The sequence below is a fragment of the Methanosarcina sediminis genome (assembly GCF_052056915.1).
Classification (GTDB): Archaea; Halobacteriota; Methanosarcinia; order Methanosarcinales; family Methanosarcinaceae; genus MTP4.
In genome coordinates, this window is the sequence record NZ_CP195119.1 from 3,563,421 (window position 1) to 3,583,135 (window position 19,715).

Below are 19,715 nucleotides of genomic sequence, written 5' to 3' on the forward strand. Positions count from 1 at the left end.
TGTACTATTTGGAAGTACTTGATTTAACTTTTTTTAAATTGAAACGTGTGAAGAAAAAAGTGGTAAAAGTGGTAAAAGTGGTAAAAGTGGTAAAAGTGGTAAAAGTGGTAAAAGTGGTAAAAGTGGTAAAAGTGGTAAAAGTGATAAAAGTGATGAAAGTGATGAAAGTGATGAAAGTGATGAAAGTGAAAAATAATGCTTAAAAGGAGGGGAGAGAAGGTTTTTATCCCCTGCTTTGAACTTAAGGGTTTTTAAAGTACTTTTTCCATGATGCCGAGTGCCTTTTCTATATTTTCCATGGAAGCTGCATAGGAAAGCCTTATGTACCCGTTGCCTCCGCTGCCAAAAGCCGTTCCCGGGACGACGACCACGCCGTTCGAGATGAACCTTGAGGCAACTTCTGCAGAGTTTGAAACTTTCGGGAAGGCGTAGAAAGCCCCTTTGGGGGTAGGGCATTCCATTCCAAGGTCGTTGAGGCCATTTACCAGCACGTCCCTGCGCTTCCTGAATTCTTCGCGCATGGTGTTTACCGAGTCTTTCGGGCCGGCAACGGCGGCATAGGCGGCTTTCTGGGCGACCGAGTTGGCGCAGGCCTGGATGTACTGGTGGACTTTGAGCATCTGGTCCGTGTACTCCTTTCTGGCTGCCACATAGCCGAGTCTCCAGCCGGTCATGGCATAGCTCTTGGAGGTGGCGTTCACGGTGATGACGTTGTCCGAGTAGCTGGCAGGGCTTACGTGTTCCCCTTCGTAGATGAAGTATTCGTAGACCTCATCGGAGATGATGGTGATGTTATAGTCGTCGGCAATTTCGGCAAGAGCTTTGATGTCGGCTTTGCTCGTCACGGCTCCGGTGGGGTTCGAGGGGGAATTCAGGATCAGGGCCCTGGTCTTCGGGTTGATCTTCTCGAGCACGCTTTCGGGTTTCATGGTGAGATCTTCCGAGAGGGGCACGCTTACTGTCTTGCCGTTCAGGATTTCGACAAGGGCATTGTAGGAAACGAAACCGGGATTCGAGATCAGAACTTCGTCCCCCGGGTTCAGGAGGGCGGCAAGGGCAATACTAAGGGCTTCCGACGCTCCTGAGGTGACAATAATTTCCTGGGGGGAGACTGAAAACCCGTTTTCCTCTTCGAATTTCCTGCTAAGGGCTTCCCTGAGTTCCGGAATTCCCGGGCCCACGGTGTAACCGGTAAAACCTTCGCTTATGGCTTTAATCGCCGCCTCTTTGATATGTGCCGGGGTGTCAAAGTCCGGCTGCCCGAGCCCGAGATTTATGGCGTCCGAGCCGGCGGCTTCGAAGATCTTCCTGATTCCCGATGTGTCTATCCTGAGTACATTCTCTGAAAACTTCATGTCCTTCATCTTAAAACCCTCTTGCTCCAATTCCCTGCCAGGGCAAATTTAGGCGAAACGCTACCTCGGAATGCGGGTATTGGCCGATTTCAGAATTTTATTCGATGTTCGTGTGCCTGGACTTGAGCTCGGCTTCGGATGCTCCGGTAAGCGTAATCAGCTGGGCGATTACCGAGTCCAGGAATACAAGTGAGGTAATCTCGAAAGCCGTCCCGAGAGGTGGCAGGTTCTTGTAGTCTCCTCGCATGTTCCTCTCAAGGTAGCCCCCGGCGTCAAGGTCGTCTTTGGTTTTGCTCGGGAGGACCATGGCTATATCCGAGATCCTACCGAGGGTTGACTCCTTTTTAGAGGTGACCGTTATCAGGGTGGAACCTATGTCCTTTACGATCTTCCCCAGGTTGGCGATGGAACGGGTTTCCCCGGAGCCTGAAATGGCAATCACGACATCTTTTTCCTGGACAGCAGGGGTTGTGGTTTCTCCAACCACATAGACGGTAAACCCGAGGTGCATGAGGCGCATGGCAAATGCCTTGGCAACAAGCCCTGACCTGCCTGCTCCCATCAGGAAGATCCTCTCGGCATCGAGGGTCTTCTGAAGCATTCCCTTTATGGCTTCATTTTCAAGCCTGTTAATTACGTCATTTAGCTGATCCACTATCAGTCTCATCGATAATATTACGTCTTCGCAGTCTGTAACCTGACAGTCTGTCATATGAGTTCTCCAAAAAAATGTTGGGTAAAGTCCCGATTATTTTTTAAGTATATCTTTGATTGTTTAGCGCTTGATTTAGCACTTAATTTAGCACTTGATTTAGCACTTGATTTAGCGGCTTGATTAACGGTTTCCTTCAAATAATTAACGTTCCTCAAAAAGTCCATTAAGCATTATTCCGGTAAGAAGCATTATTCTGGTAGGAAATTTATCTGCCATTAAATCCCTAAACGGGTTGTAAGTTATAAAAGTTTCGTAACCTATGTACGGTCTTTCAAAGAGACGTACAAAACAACGTACTTTTAAAATCCTTTGACATGTCAGTCCTGACTGCAGGTTCCTGGCTTATTGAACCGGTTAATTTGCCGTACCTTCTTTTCCTTCCTTATAATTGATGGTTTTTAGTTCCCAGTTTTCGATACTGGATCTCAGTTCCTGGTATAGCCGTTGAATATCCGAGTCGTTTCCGTTCCAGTAGAAGTCTTTGTGGACGTCTCCTCTCCGGAGTTGTTCAAGAATGAATTTGGATAGGTGGAACAGGGCTTTTTTGCTGGAAAAAGGGATGCTGTAGTTTACCCTGTACCCACCTGTGGTTTTCCCATAGGAGACCAGGGTGTACCCCTTGCTTTCGTATTCCGTGATCTCCTCAAAATCACAGATTACCTCAAATTCGTGGACTGTTGACGGGTCCACTTTAGATATTCCTATGAGTACCTGCGCGATGATGTAATCGGGAACCTTTCTTCCGAACCATACGGCGATTTTACCGTAGGTACATATCACATCGACATCATTCCTGCCCATTTCAAAGGATCCGAGGGATTGGGGAGGGGATATTCTTAGTTCCAAATCTTGGCTCTTATGGGCGCACATTGTTTCCACTTCATTTATTTACTTGCAGAGACAAGTGCACTGATCAGATTCCGGTCCTTCTTGAGGGTCTTGAGCTGGTTTGCAGGGCCTATCACTGTAAGCCTTTTATTACCCTGTTTTTTGAAGATCTTACCAAGGATGGAGGCTTCCCCATTTGAGGGATAGCTTTGCATCTCGATACCTGAAAACTCATCCGGCTGGATAGCAGACATTGTCACTTCAATGAGCTTTGCTTCTTCCATTGGGTTTAAGCCTTTTTCAAGCACGAGGATTTTTCCCTTTCTTACTTCGTCGATTATGTAGCGGACTTTTTCCATCGAAGCCATCTGGGAAATCTTGGCTTCGGATATAAGGTCCATTTGAATTCCCTGCATATCGATCACCCGAACTGTTTTGCCAGAGCTTCGTAAAAAGAGTCCATCCCGACTCCGTCAAGGGCTGAAATCGGTACCATGGGGTGCTGGGGGAAAGCTTCCTTTATGACTCCCGGATCAGCTTCCGGAAGGTCTACCTTATTTGCAACGATAAGGAGCGGAAGGTTCCTGGCTTCCATATTTCCGATTACCGTGACATTGACCTGTGTGTACGGGTTTTCCGTGGAGTCCATAACAAGGATCACGCCGTCCAGGTCTTCGAGCCACTTTACTGCTTCGATAACACCTTCCGTTGCTTCCTTGGATCTCTTCTTCGATTCGGAATCACTCATCCCCTGTCCCATGAAGTCATGGAAATCTATTTTTGTCGCAAGTCCGGGGGTGTCCACGATATCCAGGCTGATCGTATGCCCTTTAGATTCGATGGAAACCTCATTACGGCGTTTTGCGTGCCTTGTTTCGTGTGCGATGTGGGACACCGAACCCATGGTTTCTTCGTTTCCTACCCAGTCCCGGAGGATTCTATTGCTAAGGGTCGTTTTGCCGGCATTGGGGGGTCCGTAAATTCCTATGCATGCGCCCTTTTTCTTGAACAATTTGTCAAATATTCTTGAAAAGCTTATCTTAAATCGTTTTATCATACTCATCGCTTCCCTCCCTTGGGAACAGCATAAACACCAAAGGATTTTCAGATTGCTTTCCTGATAGGGTAACTGGTGTTTTTCATAATTTTTCTATCTTAATTGGCCCTTGTATATAAATAATTTTCATTTGTTAAACCCCGGGTACCGGAGAAGCTGAAAAGGGTAGATTTTTCCTAAGGTATTCTACTCTGAACCTATATATATTATTGAAACTTTAACTCCTGCTTCCCCGAGGAGGTAAGTGTATCCGGGGAAAATGCATCCCGGAGTATATATAAATATTCCTGTACAGCTTCCGGTTCCCTTGAATGCGATCATTGAAGGGCCTTACTCATACAGAAAATTTCTGATCACATGAAATTTTTTCTTATTACGCGAAATTTTTTCGGTGTGTAATAATGTTCAGTACTTTCCTTTATATAAGTTCCTATTTTTTGGGGTTTTTTGAAACCCCTTACTTTTTCCGAGAGGGTAGTTTACTTGCTGTTGATTGCGGAATTTATGGCTATTTCGGCTATGTTCTTGCCGTAGTCCCCTATCCTGGTGAGACTGTCCACAACCGTTCTGAGGTAGACCATGGTTTCATGGGATTCGAGTTTGAGGATGGATGCATCCAGGTCTTTTGCCTGGTCACGGAGGATTTCGTCGCTGTCTATTACCCTGTTTGCAAGGGCCGTGTCCGCGTTAAAAAGAGCGTCAATTGCCTGTTTGACGAGTTCCATTGAAGCGACGCTGAGGTCCTCTACTCCTCCCATCACATCGGATTGAATGGGAGTTTCCAGTTTTGAGGCAACGTTTGCTATCCTCTGGGAGTGGTCCCCTATACGCTCCAGGGGACTTGCCGCCATCCTGAAGTCGTGGTATTCCTCGATACTTGTTTCCGAAGGATAAGGTATCTTCGAGCCGCAGAGGACAGACCTGAATTGTTTTGAGATCAGGAGATACAGCCTGTCAACTTCGTCGTCCCTGAGGCTGACATCAAGGGCCAGGTCGTGGTCAATGTTTTTGAGTGCCCTTATTGCATCCTTTTGCATGGAACTTGAGATCAGGTACATCCGGTGTATCCCTTTCTTGATTGGGAGTTCGTTGGGGTTCAGGAGGTCCTGGATGACCAGGCAGTTTGAACTCTCTTCAATGATTTCAGGGCCTATCAGTTTATAGCAGACTTTTCGGATGATCTGCTTCTGTTTGGAAAGAATCCGTTTCGATACGAACTCCATTCTGTCGTATCCGTAGATATAGGCGGCAATAATGTCTCTTTCCAGGGCCTGCCCTTCACAGCCGGTGACATCAATCCTTTTCGTTTTAATCGTGCGGCCTTCGAGGATAGGGTCGATTACCAGTTTCCCGTCAGGCTGGGCCTGGATAGAAACCCGCACCCCGGTCTTGATCCCTACCTTTTCGGCCCATGGTTTGGGTAAGGAAATTATATATGTGGACCCGCCGGTCTGTTGAACTTTCCTTGTCTCTATATCTATTCCTCTTTTTTAGATCATTAGGGGTTTATGGTTATTGATTGCTACATACTAACTAATTATGGCATATATCCTTTAGTATTAAAATAAGTCTCTGTTAAATATATAGAATTTCCATGTGCTATGTATATATTTAAAACAATGCTATTTTTTATGGTTTAGTCTCTTGAAATTTTTGGTCTTTAAACGTTCCAGGCCTGAGGCAAAAAATATTAACTAACAGTGCATCTGGGGGGTGATGACGTTTGAAGGGTATGCCTGTGCTTCCGGGGCAGGAACCATCATAAACGCGATTGCCACCTGGAAAGGTTCGGCATTCGGGATAGACTTGAAGACTTTTGCAGAAGTGGAACTTTCGGAAGGTAAACCCGGGATTTCCGGCTCAATAGAGGAATTGCCTGAGGGAGACACCAGGCTTATCGAACGCTGCGTTGAGATGGTCCTGGGGCAGTTCGAGCTTGAACTCGGGGGTACCGTGAGGACCCGGAGTGAAGTCCCTCTCGCAGGGGGGCTCAAGAGCAGCAGTGCAGCGGCAAACGCGGCTGTCCTTGCAACCCTGAGGGCAATTGACAAAACTCTCCCCCCGCTTGATATTGTGAAACTGGGGGTCAGGGCTGCAAAAGATGTAGGGGTTACGGTCACAGGAGCTTTTGATGATGCGTGTGCCTCCTTTTTCGGGGGAGTCGTGCTGACCGACAACAGGCAGATGGAGCTGGTACGAAGGGAAGAGTACGAGTCAAAGGTCCTGATATTTGCCCCTGATAAGAAAGCCTTCAGTGCGGAGACTGATGTGAAGCGTTCCCGCCTGATCGCCCCCTATGTGGAAATGGCATACGACCTTGCTCTCGGGGGTGACTATGAGAGGGCAATGACCCTTAACGGTTTTCTTTACTGCGGGGCGCTTGGGTTTGATACCGAATACATGCTCAGAGCCCTGGAATGTGGTGTAAGGGGCGTAAGCCTTTCCGGGACAGGACCTTCCTACGCCGCCCTGGTCAGCTCCGGGGAACTGAAGGAAGTCAGGAGTGCCTGGGAAAGTTGCGGGCTTGAAGGCCGGGTCATAGAAACCACTATAAATAACAGGGACGCAATATCTTTAAGCAGCGAGGGATCCATTTGAGCGAACTTGAAGTTGTCCGTAAGGAAATAGAAGAAATCGACAGGGAAATCCTGGCCCTGATTAGCAGAAGGGTCAACCTTGCCGAAAAGGTCCTGGAATCAAAAAGAATAAATGGGACCTCCATAAATGACCGTACGCAAAACGAGGTTGTAATCAACCGGGCCGTGAGCGCTGCCACAGAACTTAACCTCGACGTGGGATTCGTAAAAAATATTTTCGATATCCTGATCCGGATGAGTATCGAGCGCCAGGAAGAGTTAAGCGGTAAGGGGAACCTTCCCTGAAGCGGTTTTCAAAGGAGTCAAAAATGGCAGACATTTCACTGATAATGGGTTCTGAATCTGACCGGGCAATCGCCAACCGTGCGATTTCGGTTCTTGAAAAAAGCGATTACACATACGAAGTAAGGGTAATTTCCGCCCACCGTAACCCGGATGAGCTTGACAGATACGTTGTGGGCTCAGATGCAAAGGTCTTTATCACCATAGCAGGCTTATCGGCTGCCCTCCCAGGGGTCGTTGCTTCTAAAACCAAAAAGCCGGTCATAGGTGTCCCCGTAAGCGCAAAGCTTGGGGGTCTTGATGCCCTTCTCTCCATAGCCCAGATGCCTCCAGGGGTGCCTGTAGCAAGTGTGGGAGTCGATAACGGGGCAAACGGCGCGCACCTTGCCTTAAGGATCCTCGATTTGACGAAAAAGGAATAATTTGACACGGATTCTGAACCTGCAAATATTCCATTTCTTCTCATTCATTTTCCCTTTTTTGTTGAAAACAGGATTTGTTGAATACAGGATATGTTGAAAACAGGATTTGATGGACGCAAAATCTGTTAGATATAGAGCTTTGTTAGAAATAGAGCTTTGTTAGATATAGAGCTTTGTTAGAAATAGAGCTTTGTTAGAAATAGAGCTTTGTTAGAAATAGAGCTTTGTTAGAAATAGAGCTTTGTTAGAAATAGAGCTTTGTTAGAAATAGAGCTTTGTTAGAAATAGAGCTTTGTTAGAATGGATTTTGGGGGGTGGGCATCTGAATTTTGGAAGTAGTGGGTGGGAATAGGGGGGTAAAGAGTTGGTTGAGATTTACAACGAGAAAAGATTTTTCTCAGATGCCCTACTTATAAATTATCGCTTACAATATATATAAACAGGCTTATACTGCCACATCTCTGCTATTTTTTGCAGTACTTTTATTTTTTTAATAAGATCTTCTCACTTTGAGAAGTTAGGTCCTGAATTATGCCGGTATAGGCTTATTGATGAAATATTGAATTTGAAATCCTCAAAGCTGGAGCCCGTAAATCCTCAAAGCTGTAAATCGGAGGATACAAAAGCTGGAAATTTCAGTTCTTCCAAAATCGAAGCTTATGGCTTGAATAAAATAAAAAATTGAAAAAATAGGTGAAAGAATGTGGTCTGAACAGGCATCTGATCAGGAAGATATTCTGGAGAAGGGGTATCTGGCGGAATTCAGACTTCTCAGATGCCATATTAATATATGTTTCTATATTATATATATTTACTGTTATATTGTGTAAAGTTGGCGGAGAGGGTGCTGTTAGCCAGAAAAAGGCAGGCTTAAATGGCTCTCAGGTGTTTTTATGCTGCTGATGAAAGGACGCAGAGCTAAACAGGGGCTTTTTCCGTAGAAATAATGTGAAGGATCTGAATTATGTGAAGGTTTGAATCATATGGGGGACGTATCCGGGTTTAAATCAAAAATAGGGGTACTTTCGTTTTTCGTCATAAAACACCTTCCTGGGGCTTCTTAGGGTGCAGGGCATGTGTCTCGGAAGCGAATATTTAGAAGAACCCGGGCGTAGATTTGGGGTTTGACCCGGGGGTTTCCGGGCTTCTGGAAGGGATGATTGAAATCAGGTCTTGTCGACAAGTTTTGCTTCAATGATGTTCAGGGTTCCCTGGTCTCCCAGCCATTCGATTTCGCTTCTTACGATTTCGATGCGCTTTTTGTAGAAGGGGGCGTCCAGGACGACGGTTTCGTATTCTCCGCCTTCCCCCGCCATGTGGACCATGCGCCTGCGGTTCAGGGCTTTAAGCTGTTCGATGGAGGTGCTGTTTATCGGCCTGCCCAGCCAGGACTCGTCCATCCCGTCGGCTGCGACCCGGACAATCCGAACGTCAAGCACTTTGGCCATTTCCTGGAGCAGTTCTTCAGGGTCCCGGTGCCAGAGGGGGGAGTAGACCTCAAGGCCCAGGGAGTCGCAGATCTTCTGCACCCTGTTTGCCTGGTACTGGGACTCGATGGCGCCGACGGTTACTCCATCAACGTCAACTTTCTTCAGGGCAAGGGTAAGATCGTCGAGTTCAAGCTCTTTTATCCCACTGGACTCCTGCTGGATGAGCGGAATTTCGGAGGCTTCGGAGATAAGTTCCACCATGTGCAGGTTGATGGAATGGTACATATAGGAGTCGTCCCTGGCAGGGATGATATTTATGAGGTCGGTGACCTCATGCCCTGCTTCGAGAGCTTTTTGAATGGCGAAGATCGAGTCCTTGCCACCGGAAACCAGTGCTGCGAATTTCATCTGCATCCCCATTTTATTTTTTTCATTATATTCTTTGTATTAATAATTCGATTAATAATTCTATTTTTTGAGTTGTGTCCGTTGGACCTTTATAAGGTCCCTCTTCTTAAGGGGGCTTTGATAAGTCCTTTGAAATTATATATACGTGTTTAGAAGGGTTTTTTTAAGTTTTTTAAGGGTCCTTTAAAGCGATTTTTAAGGGGTCCTTTTAGGTGGCTGTTTTTCAGATTTGGCTTTTTCAGGTTTTTTCCAGTTTCCCGAAATGGGCTTCGTAGCGGGCCTGCATTTTTTCCCAGGTTGGGAGTTCGGTCTGGGGGCCCCGGGTCTCCACGGCATAGGATGCCACGGTTGCCCCTATTTTTCCGCAGGTGGGTAGCTGATATCCCCTGGTGTAGGCAAGCAGGAACCCTGCCCTGTAGGCATCTCCAGCTCCTGTGGGGTCCAGGGCCGTAACGGGGACGACCGGAACCGGGTATTCTTCGGCTTCGGTATAGATGCGGCTGCCCTCTGCATCATAGGTGATCACGATGGTAGCGATCATGTTTTTGAGTTCGGAGAAGCTTTTTCCGGTCATCTCGGAGACTCTTTTGATCTCATGCCGGTTTGCAAAGAGGATATCGGTATTTGCGAGGATAGTTTCCAGGTTTTCTTTAGAATAGGTGACCAGGTCCTGTCCGGGGTCAAAGGAAACGAAACCTGCGATTTTTGCCATTTTCGCGTTATAGACGGAATCTGCTGTCGCAAGGTGTACGAAATCCACGGGTCCGGGTTCGAGTTCCTTGAATTTCGAGGAAGCTCCCCAGTAAAAGTAGGTAGCCTGGTCGTCTTCCCTGTCGTTGAAAATGAAGGCTTTGGACAGCTTCTGGTTCTCGAGCCGATAGAGGTGTGAGAGGTCAACGCCGGCGTCTTTCAGGTGCTTTTCGTATCCCGAACTTTCAAAATCCGCTCCAACCGGGGAGATGAGCTGGCATTTTCCCCCAAGCCTTGCAATGGCGACCGCGATGTTAGCAGCCCCTCCTCCGGGGTGTTCCTCGTAATCTGTAACCGGAGATGACTCGTTTTTTCCTGCTATCCTTTCAACGTCTACGATGTAGTCCAGGGCAGTGTGCCCGACCACGGAAATCACTCTATCCATGTAGCTGTCCTCATTTTAAGTGGGTTATGGGCGCCACCCCTTCTTTTTTTGCCCGGCTAAATCTCAAAAGGTGAATTGCAGGGAATAAAGCATACATTCCTTAAAAGATAAAAATTACTTAGCTTAGTTACTAAGTTTTGTTACTTAGCTTAATTGCTAAGTTTAACTACATTTAATTAATTAGCTTAATTCCCTGTTTGGTTACTTAGCTTAATTGCTAAGTTTAGTTACTAAGTTTTAATTAGCTTAATCTCACTAAGACTCTCTGCTAATTAATGCCCGGTCTTAAGTTTTAAATCCTCGGAAACCTGTGCCGGAGCAAGTGCAGAGCCAGCTGTATGCTGGCTGTTTATCTCTACTCAGTATGCGGGTTTCCGGAGAATGAATTATTTCAAGCCTGCTTTTTCGGCATTTCTTCCTTTTCTGAGGACCTTTCGAATTCCGTAACTTCGACTACGTTCAGGGGGATGTCTCTGAGAGACTTTCCGATCACGGACTTTGCAATCCTTTCTGCATGTTCCGCAGATTCTGCGTCAAATACCTTCATCTCAAAAACAAGTCCAACGAGGGCGGTGTTTGCCGCTATGAATACACTGCCGAAAGGCTCGTTACATGCTGGGCAGTAGGTGGTTCCCACGTCGACCTCTACAAAATCCAGTTTGGGGTTCAGGCGCTTTCCAGCTTCTGAAATCGCAACCCCGATTGCGTCATCAGCCGTTTTTACATCTCTAACCAACCAAGCTGCTTCAAGTACCACATGAAAGTTCTTCATTAATGTCACCGTAATTATCCGTTTAAACGTTTTTCTTATAAAATTTCTCTTTAAATGTTTTCTCTTCAATAATTTCTGTCCAAAAATATCCTGAATCCAGGGAAATATTCCTGCAGAACCTAAAGAATAGGGTAAAGGATATAATTATTTCTGTTTCACAAAAGTTATTACTGTTGGGGAAGTTTTCTTTTTTACCAGGTTTTATACCCAGGCTTTAATTTGCCTCTTTATCCGGAGATCTGTTTTGCTCGTTTAGCTCGTTTATATGGTGAAGAGTGTTTCATCATCCACAGCAAAGACCCCAAGTTTCGCTCCCGCATCAAGCCAGGCATGCCCATAGCTGAAGGAGGCAAGGGCGTTTACGGGGTCCCCGTTTTCCAGGAAATAGAGTCCGTCTTTGTAGTAAGCTTCTGCCATTGTGTGATAGTCCTCGGCCACGGAGTACATGTGGGATTCGGGGATTGGGGCATATTTTGCTTTCTGAAGCGCTCTTTTTAGCATATTTTCGTATCTGTTGACCTTCTCGTTCAAATCCGCAGGCATCAGGACTACCTCTGAGGATCGTTTTCTTTCACTTGCTTTTCCTTACTAGCTTTTCCTTACTAGCTTTTCCTTACTAGCTTTTCCTTACTAGCTTTTCCTTACTAGCTTTTCCTTACTAGCTTTTCCTTACTAGCTTTTCCTTACTCGATCTTTCCTTGCTCGATCTTTCCTTACTTAATCTTTTCCTTATTCGGCTTCTTCCAGGATTGCCCCGGGTCCACCTGCGAGTTCCACAAGGGCTTCGGCTTCGAGGAAGTGCAGCTTGCCGGGAATGACAAGGATGTGGAGGGGTTTTCCGAAATCGAAATTTTTGAGCTCTTCCGCATAGTCTGCCTTTACTACAGGCTGTTTTGAGCCTGCCCTGGCGATCCCCACGGCAACGGCCCGGGTCATTAAACCTTCACCTCTCCTTTTTTCCACCTCGAGCAGGAGTTCCAGGGCTCTGTTTACGGTCATATAGCCTTTGTCCTTATCGATATCCAGGAAGACAAGGGTGTGCAGCCCCAGTTCGGAGTTCTGCTTTAAGGTATCGTAGGGGGTTTCGGTAATGACCAGGACCCCCCGCTTGCTTTCATACGGGTGGGGTATGCTTACGGATTTCCCGAAGCGGTAGTTCTGGAGTCCGGTCAGCCCTGAGACTGCGGAGGTAATGGAAGCCCCATGGACCAGGCGGGTTTCTATGCCCAGCTTTTTTGCCCTCAGGCGCAGGTCAACGTGGGTCGTGGAGACCATGGTGTCCCCGCCTGTCAGAAAGACCACGTTTTTTGTTTTTGCTTCCTCCAGCCAGTCCGGCTGCTGTTCCACATCTTCCCTTGAGAGCAGGCGGACTTCCTTTCCGTAGAGTTCCTCCATTTTTTCAGGAGTTGTGCCCATAAGGTAGGAGGTGTAAAACTCCGCGTAGACCAGGTCGGCTGCCCTGACAGCTTCAAGCCCTTTTAAAGAAATGTCATGTTCGTCAAAGAGGCCCAGCCCTATGAATGTGAGCATAGCCGCTTTTAGGGGGCTTATTTGCTTAAAGCTTTTTGGCGTCAGCGGGTTTCTAGCCCGCGCTCAACGTATAAATATCTGGAAATTAATAATAGAAATGAGGTTAAGCCTGAAATTTTCCAGGGAGCTCTTTAAATGGTCAAAGTCACGCTTATACACGCCAGCTGGTGTACGGTCTGCCCATCCGCGCGCAGGCTCTGGAACGATCTGAAATCAGAATACGATTTTGAGTACGAGGAAATAGATGTGGAAACGCCCGAGGGAGAAGAACTGGTCGAGAAATTCGGTATAGTTGGAATTCCCGCAACCATTATCGATGGGGAACTTGCTTTTGCAGGACTTCCTAAAAAAGCCGAGGCTATCGCCCGCATTACCTGAATATCCTGTATCGAATGTTCCTGTATCACCTTAACATTTCATTAGCTGGTTCAATCGCTTTAGTCACCTTGTATCACCGTATCACCTTAACATTTCATTAGCTGGTTCAATCGCCTTAGTCACCTTAACATTTCATGGGCTAGCGTTTCATGGGCTAGCGTTTTATCGGCCAAGCTTTCATTTATTTTTTTATGGGGTAAACATGTACGATCTGATTATTGTCGGAGGAGGGCCTGCAGGGCTTACTGCGGGAATTTATGGCGTGAGGTTCGGGTTGGAGACGCTCGTCCTGGAAAGAAGTGAAATCAGCGGGCAGATTGCCCTTACTGATGTTGTGGAAAATTATCCCGGTTTTCCTTCTATCACGGGCTTTGAATTGATGGAAAAGTACAAAGAACATGCTCTTGCAGTCGGTGTGGAGACTAAAATCACGGATGTCCTGACGGTCCGTTCCGAAGGAGGGAAAAAGCTTGTCTCGACAGACAGCGGGGACCTTGAGGCAAAAGCCGTGATCATTGCTACCGGGGCCAACCCGAAACACCTGGGCGTGCCCGGGGAAGAGGAACTGATTGCCAAAGGAGTTTCCTACTGTGCCACCTGTGACGGGCCTTTTTTCAGGAATAAAACCGTGGTTGTGGTTGGAGGGGGGGATTCCGCCCTTACGGATGCCCTGATCCTCTCTAAGCTCGTGGAAAAAGTTTATGTCGTCCACCGCCGGGACGAACTGAAGGCTGTAAAAGTCCTCCAGGACCGGGCTTTTGCGGCGGCAAACATTGAGTTCATCTGGGACTCCCTTGTCCGGGAAATCGTGGGAACCGGAACCGAAATCCGGAAAGTGGAGAAAGTCGTTCTGGAAAACGTAAAAACCGGGGAGAAAAGGGAACTTCCCACAAACGGCGTTTTCATCTACATCGGCATCCACCCGAACACCGAAATCGTGGATGTAGAAAAGGATTCAAATGGTTTCATCAAAACAGGCCGCTGGATGGAAAGTTCGGAGAAAGGAATCTATGCTATAGGAGACTGCCGGGACACTCCTATCTGGCAGCTAGTGACAGCCGTAAGCGACGGGGCGGTGGCTGCTACGGCTGCAAATGAGTATATTCAGGGGCTTGAAAAGTAGTCTTTTTAAGCTCCGCTCCCTCACATCTTATTTTTTCAGGCTACCCTGTTTTACTCTCAGGCTGCTTTAGAGGCAGGCTTTTGTTTGCGCTTTATACCCAATCAGGCTTTCTGTTTTTTCCGGGCGCTGCTGATCATTCCGATTCCTGCAAGTCCTGTCAGGTAACCGAAGCCTGCGAATACCCTTATGAAGAGTGGGAGTTCATCTTCTTCCGGGGCAACTCCGCTTTCCAGGTTTATGATTTCTTCTCCCCTGTGTCCTCCTTCGGCGCTTGCAACCACTTTGTATTCCGAGACCCCCAGTTTGGGGGTGAAGTAAAAGAGCCCTTCTTCGTCGGTGCTGCCAGTAAGGTACAGTTCTTCCTCTTCGTTCCTTATCGTGTAGATTTCCACGTCAGCGTCCACCATAGGGTCGCCTCCGCCGTACCAGGCTTTTACCTGTATACTGTCAACCTGGCCCATTACGTGTACCCTGTGGGCGGATGCTGCAGGAGTAAGCGCCAGGCAGAGGATGAGTGTGAGGGCTAGAATTCCAAAACTTCTAATTTTCTTCTGAGTTCCTGTCATTTTTTCAGACCTCCGTGTTCAGGGGGAGCAGTTCAGGCTTGACCTTTGAAAGATAACTTACAACAGCCCCGGTAATCACTGCTTCGATAATTATAATCGGAACATGAGTCAGTGCTGCAAATTTTGCAACTTCGGTGAAAGCTTCTCCAGAACTAAGGAGGGTGATGGAGAGAAACACGATATTAATGATTACGGCAAGTCCTCCGGCAAGAGCTCCGAATAAGCCTTCGGACACCCCTCTGTTAGTCTTTACTTTCCCGACACCTGTCCTGAAGACGGCATAGGCCAGGAGAGCCGGAACGCCCATGTTCACAGTATTAATTCCGATTGTGGTAATTCCTCCGTGCTGGAAGAGTATGGCCTGCAGGGTGAGCCCCACAAAGATCGAGGGAAAAGCCAGAACCCCCAGCACGACTCCAACAAGCCCGTTCAGGATCAGGTGGACACTTGTGGGGGGTACGGGAATATGGACCAGGGATGCCACGAAAAAGGCCCCGGTGATAACCGATAGTTTAGGGACCTGTTCTGAAATATTTCCCTGTTTCCTGCTCAGGCCAAGGGTTACCGCAAGCAAAATTAGTGTTATTACCCATCCGGCCGCAACAACTGAAGTTGGTAGCACTCCATCCGATATGTGCATTTTTCAACCCTTCATTTTTTTTAAGATAATTATTTCTTGAGATGATTATTTTTTAAGCTCTAATTTTTCCAGATTTTTCCTATTTTTTGTATTTTTCGGATACAAATCCGGCCATTCTTCTACCCATTAATCTTTATCATAAGGCTCGAATAAGACTCGAAAATGACCATATCTAACGATCAAATAAATATTGGACAATTATCGTATAAATGAATTAAAAAATAATGGGGGTTAGCCCCCTCGTTTTTAGATGTTTTTCAATTCGTTTTTAGAGAGATTTTCAGAGATAATTATTAAAATTTTTCGATTTTTTCCTTTACTTTCTCCTTGTGAGGAAGAGGACTGCAAGCATTCCGCCTACGGCAAAGATAGCTCCAAAGCCAGGGGCGCTTGTGCTTTCCTCGCCTTCTTCTTCTTCGGCTTCAGCTCCTTCTTCCGAGAGAATGACAGTCTCGACAGGGGTCTCTTCGATCGGGAAGGCTTCCAGGACAGGCACTTCCAGTACGCCTCTTACGCTGTATTCTCCTTCATTTTCCTTTGTTGCGCCCACGTACCAGATTCCCGGTTCATCAAGGGTGTATGCAAAGTACCCGTCGGCGTTGGACTTGACCTGCCTGGTGAAGACCATGGGGGCGTCGTAGGGGAAGAGAGCTTCGGCATCCTCGACAATTTCCCTGCCTGCTTCGAGGGTGTGGTATTTTTCGACTTCCACTATGGAGTCTGCGAGAGCTTCTCCTTCATACAGGGCTTTTCCTGAGAAGACGAAACCTTCTTCCATGCCGTAGGGCCTCACATAGGGGACCAGTTCGGTCTTCTGTCCAACTGCAGCGTCCCAGCCTTCCCAGACTTCTTCCCCGCAGTGGATAACTGCCTTGGTGTAGTCAATAAGTTCCTCTCCTTCGGAGACGTACCTGACAGCCACAATGGTGTCGCCCATCTGGTCAACGATAAAAGAAGCTTTATAGGCTACGAATTCCCCATCGTTGCCTTCCTCGTCCTGGCCCGGGACGCTTATCTTGCTTACTTCAAGTTCCTCGACGCTTCCGTCTGGCTTGTAAATACTTACCGTGGGGGCAGGGTCCAGGTCAAAGAGGATGTGTTCGTAGGGGTGTCCCCAGATTATGTAAACGGTTTTTTCTTCGCCCAGATCTGCTATGAAATCTTTGGGGGTTACATCGAAAACACTGGCTTCATCGTCACTCGGGAAGATCATGGTAAAGTGTGCACTTGCCATCCCCGCCGAGCAGAGAATAAGCCCGATAATAAAGAGGTACTTTAATGCATTTTTCATGACTCTACAACTCCTATATTTTCTATTAATGAGATAACCCTAGATTGGTAACATATATCTTAAATTTTGTGATATTTTGTGATATCAAAAGTGTATTTAATATTATTTATCATTTCGAATATTTTCAAATGTGTGCTGGCTTCTAACAAAATTCTGCTTATCATAATGTATTATATGGAGTTCGTTCCGCGCAGATGGTCCAGATGTATTACTTTTTTTTCTCGTGAGGTCGAATTCAAAAATCCGGGAAATATGTTTTAAAAATATCGAAAAAGGTTTCAGCCAGTCTGGAAATGGATTTCCTCGAAAATAATGGTCTCGAAAGTGATGAAAGGATAGATCAAGGATAGATCAAGGATAGATCAAGGATAGATCAAGGATAGATCAAGGATAGATCAAGGATAGATCAAGGATAGATCAAGGATAGATCAAGAATCGAAACAGAATTAGAAAAAGAATCTGGTGAATGATTCGATTAAGCTAGAATACTAAAGATTCTCGAAACTCCGGAACTTACAGGCTCAGAGTTTGGTAAAAATAAAGTAAAATGAAAAAGAGAGAAAGGAACTCTTTTTCGGTCTCTATTTTATGTCTATACTTTATCCTTGCTTTCCGGATTGTCCGGGGCTTACTCTACCATCTGGTTGATCTTACTATAGAAGTCAATGATTAGCTGAGTTGCCTCGTTTTCCATATCTAACTGGAAGGTCCGGATCTGCTTTCCGAGGGGTTTTTCTATTACGATGCCTGTTTCGATCAGGGGGGTTATAACCCTTGAAACGCTTGAGTGAGACAGGCCGGTTTCTTCTGCAATCCCGGAAAGGTAGGTTGATTCATTCTGGTGTCCGATCAGGTTTTTAAGTACTGTCATCTGTGCAGTTTTTCCAAATATTTTTTCTAGTGTGTCCATTAATATCATCTCAGAGGTGGCTGTTATTGGAATTTAATTTTCCTTTCCGATATTAAGTCATCCTTTATGATTATAAAGGTATCTCCTTATTGATTAAGTCTGGCGATTGATATGAAATCCTCTAAATATTTGGGAAATTCTATTATGTTTCCCCGGAAATCTCCGGTTCTTTGTTGTTAGTTTAAATATTTGAGAAATGTTTAATACCTAATAAAATGTATAAAGAAAGGAGTGTGGTGGGTATGACTGAGAGAAATCTCGATTTGGAAATTTTGAAATTAATTGAAGAGCATCCTGAAATCAGTGACAGCGTAATTGCAGACAACCTTTCGGTTCCCGAGGAACTGGTAAAAGCCCGGATTACAAGCTTTCAGGACACGCGCGAGAAGATCCTGATAGCTGATGATGATCCGGAAGCCCTGACATCTCTTTCGAAGGTGCTTGAGGCTGAGAATTACAGTCTGGCCGGAGCTTCGGATGGTTTTACTGCTCTTGAGGCGGTTAAATCCCAGAGGCCGGACCTTGTCCTGCTCGACCTGATGCTTCCGGGAATTGACGGGTTTGAAGTCTGCAAGCAGTTAAAGAGTGACCCCCTGTGTAGGCATGTGCCGGTGATGCTGCTCAGCTCAAAGGACGAGCCGGGTGTTAGAATAGAGGGTTTCGAAACCGGAGCTGAGGACTTCATTGTGAAACCTGTTAATCCCCTGGAGCTGAAAGCCCGGATAAGGATGATCCTGCGGCGGAACTGGGCCTGAAAAGAAGGTCCTGGGAGCCCGGCTTCGGATGGGAATATAAGCAGATTTTGCCTGTTCCATTTATTGCCGGACTTCCGGATTCTGGAAAAACGGCTGAGTAAATATTCCGGGAAAAGCAAGCCGGGTTAACGGTCTTGAAAAGTTTTCAGGAAAAGTAAACGGGAGATTGCGTGTTTGAAACTGGAATTACACATGTTTTTCCAGGGGGGTGGCATAAGAGCCTGGAACACTTCCTTCCAGGGGATGGGTTTATATATGTGAAAACCCGCTGCTGAAAATAGAAGGAAAATCAGGCGGGATAATTTTTTGGACTTGCTCCAAAATTACCTTCTTTTTTTAAAAATATAGCTTCAGTTTTCAAAACTCTATTTTTAAATAATTACTGTCTGTGAAAATTTCAAAATGTTTAAAACAGAACAGAGTGTAAAGTATTACGCGTAACTGTATATAGGTCCTTATTTTGGATAAGGATTTCAAATACAAAACGGCTTTAATGCTCTGAATGCATATAATATTGTTGTTCAGGGATAGTGGTTAAAAAGGTGGAAATACCCTAAAAAAGATCTGGAAAAAGATTATGACGTCCAATGACTGGTACAATAAAGGCGTTGCATTCCAGGAACTTAAAAGGTTTAAAGAAGCCCTGGATGCTTACAACAAAGCTATTGAAATTAGCCCTGATAATGCAAAAATCTGGTTCAGCAAGGGAATGGTTCTGAAATGCATGATGAAGCATGATTTGGCCCTTGAGGCAATGAACAAAGCCCTTGAGATCAATCCCGTGGATGCTAAAACCTGGTACTGCAAAGCTGAGTTGCTTTACGACCTGATGCAGTATGAAGAGGCTCTTGATGCGTATAACAAGGCTGTGGAAATCGCTCCCGATGACCCTGAAGTCTGGCACATGCGCGGGGTCGCCTTTCGGGAAATGAGGTTATACGAAGAAGCCATGGATGACCTGGAAAAAGCGATCAAACTCTATGAGAAGAGCTATGACCTGAACGCCATGAGCGCAAGCGAATGGTGCAAGAAGGGAATGGGCCTCTGCAAGGTAAGAAGTTACGAGGAAGCCCTGGAAGCTTTTAACCGGGCAATCGAATTGAACCCCGGGAATGGAAAGGCCCTCTACAACAAAGGGGTTGCCCTCCGCTGGCTTGGAAACAATGACGAATCAAAGCTGTACATTAAAAGAGCCGTGGAGATTTTTGACAAAAAGATCAAAGCAAATCCCGAGAACGCCAGGTTCTGGTATAACAAGGGCATTGCCCTGAGGGACCTGGAGAAATACAAAGAGGCCCTTGAAGCCTTCGAAAAAGCTATTGATATCAACCCGAACTTTACCAAAGCCTGGATAGGCAAAGGTATAGTATACGACAGGGTCAAGAAGCATCAGAAAGCTATGGAAGCCTACGAAAAAGCAGTAGACGTAAATCCGGTATACTCGGACCTTCTCTAATAAGTTGTTTTGACACTGTCTCCGAAATAGCTTTGAACCAGAGCATGCAAACGCCGTTATCTGGG

At 46.2% G+C, this 19,715-nt stretch carries 23 protein-coding genes; 8 read left to right on the top strand and 15 right to left on the bottom strand.

The genetic code is table 11. The features are described 5' to 3' along the window. Positions 1 to 8: 8 nt before the first annotated feature. Entirely contained in the window at positions 9 to 203 is a 195-nt protein-coding gene (locus ACSAZK_RS15625) for a hypothetical protein (protein ID WP_440954972.1), read from the top strand. 48 nt (positions 204 to 251) lie between these two features. Here the strand turns inward: ACSAZK_RS15625 and ACSAZK_RS15630 are convergent, their stop codons facing one another. The 6 genes from ACSAZK_RS15630 to ACSAZK_RS15655 all read right to left on the bottom strand — a co-directional run bounded on the left by ACSAZK_RS15630 (position 252) and on the right by ACSAZK_RS15655 (position 5,430). Next, positions 252 to 1,364, bottom strand: a complete 1,113-nt coding sequence (locus ACSAZK_RS15630; protein WP_440954973.1) for a pyridoxal phosphate-dependent aminotransferase — start codon at positions 1,362 to 1,364, stop codon at positions 252 to 254. A gap of 88 nt (positions 1,365 to 1,452) precedes the next feature. After that, a complete protein-coding gene (gene hxlB / locus ACSAZK_RS15635) occupies positions 1,453 to 2,067 on the bottom strand; it encodes a 6-phospho-3-hexuloisomerase (protein WP_440954974.1) in 615 nt (204 codons plus the stop codon). 357 nt (positions 2,068 to 2,424) lie between these two features. Then, positions 2,425 to 2,940, bottom strand: a complete 516-nt coding sequence (locus tag ACSAZK_RS15640; RefSeq protein WP_048179654.1) for a hypothetical protein — start codon at positions 2,938 to 2,940, stop codon at positions 2,425 to 2,427. Positions 2,941 to 2,954: 14 nt separating this feature from the next. Further along, complete coding sequence (locus ACSAZK_RS15645; protein WP_048183486.1) at positions 2,955 to 3,314, bottom strand: DUF2073 domain-containing protein; 360 nt, start codon at positions 3,312 to 3,314, stop codon at positions 2,955 to 2,957. A gap of 5 nt (positions 3,315 to 3,319) precedes the next feature. Next, complete coding sequence (locus tag ACSAZK_RS15650) at positions 3,320 to 3,961, bottom strand: Era-like GTP-binding protein (RefSeq protein ID WP_048179650.1); 642 nt, start codon at positions 3,959 to 3,961, stop codon at positions 3,320 to 3,322. A 473-nt stretch (positions 3,962 to 4,434) separates the two neighbouring features. After that, complete coding sequence (locus ACSAZK_RS15655) at positions 4,435 to 5,430, bottom strand: PhoU domain-containing protein (RefSeq protein WP_440957044.1); 996 nt, start codon at positions 5,428 to 5,430, stop codon at positions 4,435 to 4,437. 241 nt (positions 5,431 to 5,671) lie between these two features. Between ACSAZK_RS15655 and ACSAZK_RS15660 the strand changes: the two genes are divergently transcribed. The 3 genes from ACSAZK_RS15660 to ACSAZK_RS15670 are packed head-to-tail and all read left to right on the top strand — an operon-like array spanning position 5,672 to position 7,256. Beyond that, entirely contained in the window at positions 5,672 to 6,553 is an 882-nt protein-coding gene (locus ACSAZK_RS15660; protein ID WP_440954975.1) for a shikimate kinase, read from the top strand. Beyond that, positions 6,550 to 6,837, top strand: a complete 288-nt coding sequence (locus tag ACSAZK_RS15665; RefSeq protein WP_440954976.1) for a chorismate mutase — start codon at positions 6,550 to 6,552, stop codon at positions 6,835 to 6,837. Before ACSAZK_RS15660 ends, ACSAZK_RS15665 begins: the two co-directional genes overlap by 4 nt. Positions 6,838 to 6,860: 23 nt before the next feature. After that, positions 6,861 to 7,256, top strand: a complete 396-nt coding sequence (locus ACSAZK_RS15670; protein ID WP_440954977.1) for a 5-(carboxyamino)imidazole ribonucleotide mutase — start codon at positions 6,861 to 6,863, stop codon at positions 7,254 to 7,256. Positions 7,257 to 8,422: 1,166 nt separating this feature from the next. On the opposite strand, the gene ACSAZK_RS15675 is transcribed toward ACSAZK_RS15670, so the two are convergent. The 5 genes from ACSAZK_RS15675 to dph5 form a co-directional block, all read right to left on the bottom strand. Beyond that, on the bottom strand, positions 8,423 to 9,094 hold the full coding sequence (locus tag ACSAZK_RS15675) for a diphthine--ammonia ligase (protein WP_440954978.1): 672 nt from the start codon (positions 9,092 to 9,094) through the stop codon (positions 8,423 to 8,425). 238 nt (positions 9,095 to 9,332) lie between these two features. Beyond that, on the bottom strand, positions 9,333 to 10,229 hold the full coding sequence (locus ACSAZK_RS15680) for a carbohydrate kinase family protein (protein WP_440954979.1): 897 nt from the start codon (positions 10,227 to 10,229) through the stop codon (positions 9,333 to 9,335). Positions 10,230 to 10,620: 391 nt separating this feature from the next. Further along, positions 10,621 to 11,001 carry a DUF555 domain-containing protein gene (locus ACSAZK_RS15685; protein ID WP_440954980.1) on the bottom strand — a complete coding sequence of 127 codons (381 nt, stop codon included), beginning with the start codon at positions 10,999 to 11,001 and terminating at the stop codon, positions 10,621 to 10,623. A gap of 261 nt (positions 11,002 to 11,262) precedes the next feature. Then, positions 11,263 to 11,544 carry a DUF357 domain-containing protein gene (locus ACSAZK_RS15690; protein WP_048179625.1) on the bottom strand — a complete coding sequence of 94 codons (282 nt, stop codon included), beginning with the start codon at positions 11,542 to 11,544 and terminating at the stop codon, positions 11,263 to 11,265. Between the two features lie 186 nt (positions 11,545 to 11,730). Further along, positions 11,731 to 12,531, bottom strand: coding sequence for a diphthine synthase (dph5, locus tag ACSAZK_RS15695; RefSeq protein WP_440954981.1), 801 nt, complete (start codon positions 12,529 to 12,531; stop codon positions 11,731 to 11,733). Positions 12,532 to 12,666: 135 nt separating this feature from the next. Here dph5 and ACSAZK_RS15700 point away from each other — a divergent pair, with 135 nt between their 5' ends. Both ACSAZK_RS15700 and trxB read left to right on the top strand, forming a co-directional pair. Further along, positions 12,667 to 12,909 (top strand): glutaredoxin family protein, encoded by a 243-nt coding sequence (locus tag ACSAZK_RS15700; RefSeq protein ID WP_440954982.1) that lies wholly within the window; start codon positions 12,667 to 12,669, stop codon positions 12,907 to 12,909. Positions 12,910 to 13,111: 202 nt separating this feature from the next. Further along, positions 13,112 to 14,032: a thioredoxin-disulfide reductase gene (gene trxB, locus ACSAZK_RS15705; RefSeq protein WP_440954983.1), complete on the top strand. Its 921-nt coding sequence runs from the start codon at positions 13,112 to 13,114 to the stop codon at positions 14,030 to 14,032. Between the two features lie 101 nt (positions 14,033 to 14,133). Here trxB and ACSAZK_RS15710 read toward each other — a convergent pair whose 3' ends face one another. From ACSAZK_RS15710 to ACSAZK_RS15725, 4 genes are all read right to left on the bottom strand, one after another. After that, complete coding sequence (locus tag ACSAZK_RS15710; RefSeq protein WP_440954984.1) at positions 14,134 to 14,598, bottom strand: carboxypeptidase-like regulatory domain-containing protein; 465 nt, start codon at positions 14,596 to 14,598, stop codon at positions 14,134 to 14,136. A 4-nt stretch (positions 14,599 to 14,602) separates the two neighbouring features. Continuing rightward, positions 14,603 to 15,238, bottom strand: a complete 636-nt coding sequence (gene cbiM, locus ACSAZK_RS15715; RefSeq protein ID WP_440954985.1) for a cobalt transporter CbiM — start codon at positions 15,236 to 15,238, stop codon at positions 14,603 to 14,605. A 316-nt stretch (positions 15,239 to 15,554) separates the two neighbouring features. Beyond that, the gene (locus ACSAZK_RS15720) at positions 15,555 to 16,529 is read right to left on the bottom strand and encodes a DUF4198 domain-containing protein (protein WP_440954986.1); all 975 of its coding nucleotides are present in this window, start codon (positions 16,527 to 16,529) and stop codon (positions 15,555 to 15,557) included. A gap of 628 nt (positions 16,530 to 17,157) precedes the next feature. Continuing rightward, positions 17,158 to 17,439 (bottom strand): MarR family transcriptional regulator, encoded by a 282-nt coding sequence (locus ACSAZK_RS15725; RefSeq protein WP_048179605.1) that lies wholly within the window; start codon positions 17,437 to 17,439, stop codon positions 17,158 to 17,160. 242 nt (positions 17,440 to 17,681) lie between these two features. On the opposite strand from ACSAZK_RS15725, the gene ACSAZK_RS15730 reads away from it, so the two are divergent. Both ACSAZK_RS15730 and ACSAZK_RS15735 read left to right on the top strand, forming a co-directional pair. Then, complete coding sequence (locus ACSAZK_RS15730) at positions 17,682 to 18,194, top strand: response regulator transcription factor (protein ID WP_440954987.1); 513 nt, start codon at positions 17,682 to 17,684, stop codon at positions 18,192 to 18,194. Between the two features lie 577 nt (positions 18,195 to 18,771). Then, positions 18,772 to 19,650: a tetratricopeptide repeat protein gene (locus tag ACSAZK_RS15735; RefSeq protein WP_440954988.1), complete on the top strand. Its 879-nt coding sequence runs from the start codon at positions 18,772 to 18,774 to the stop codon at positions 19,648 to 19,650. Positions 19,651 to 19,715 lie beyond the last annotated feature (65 nt).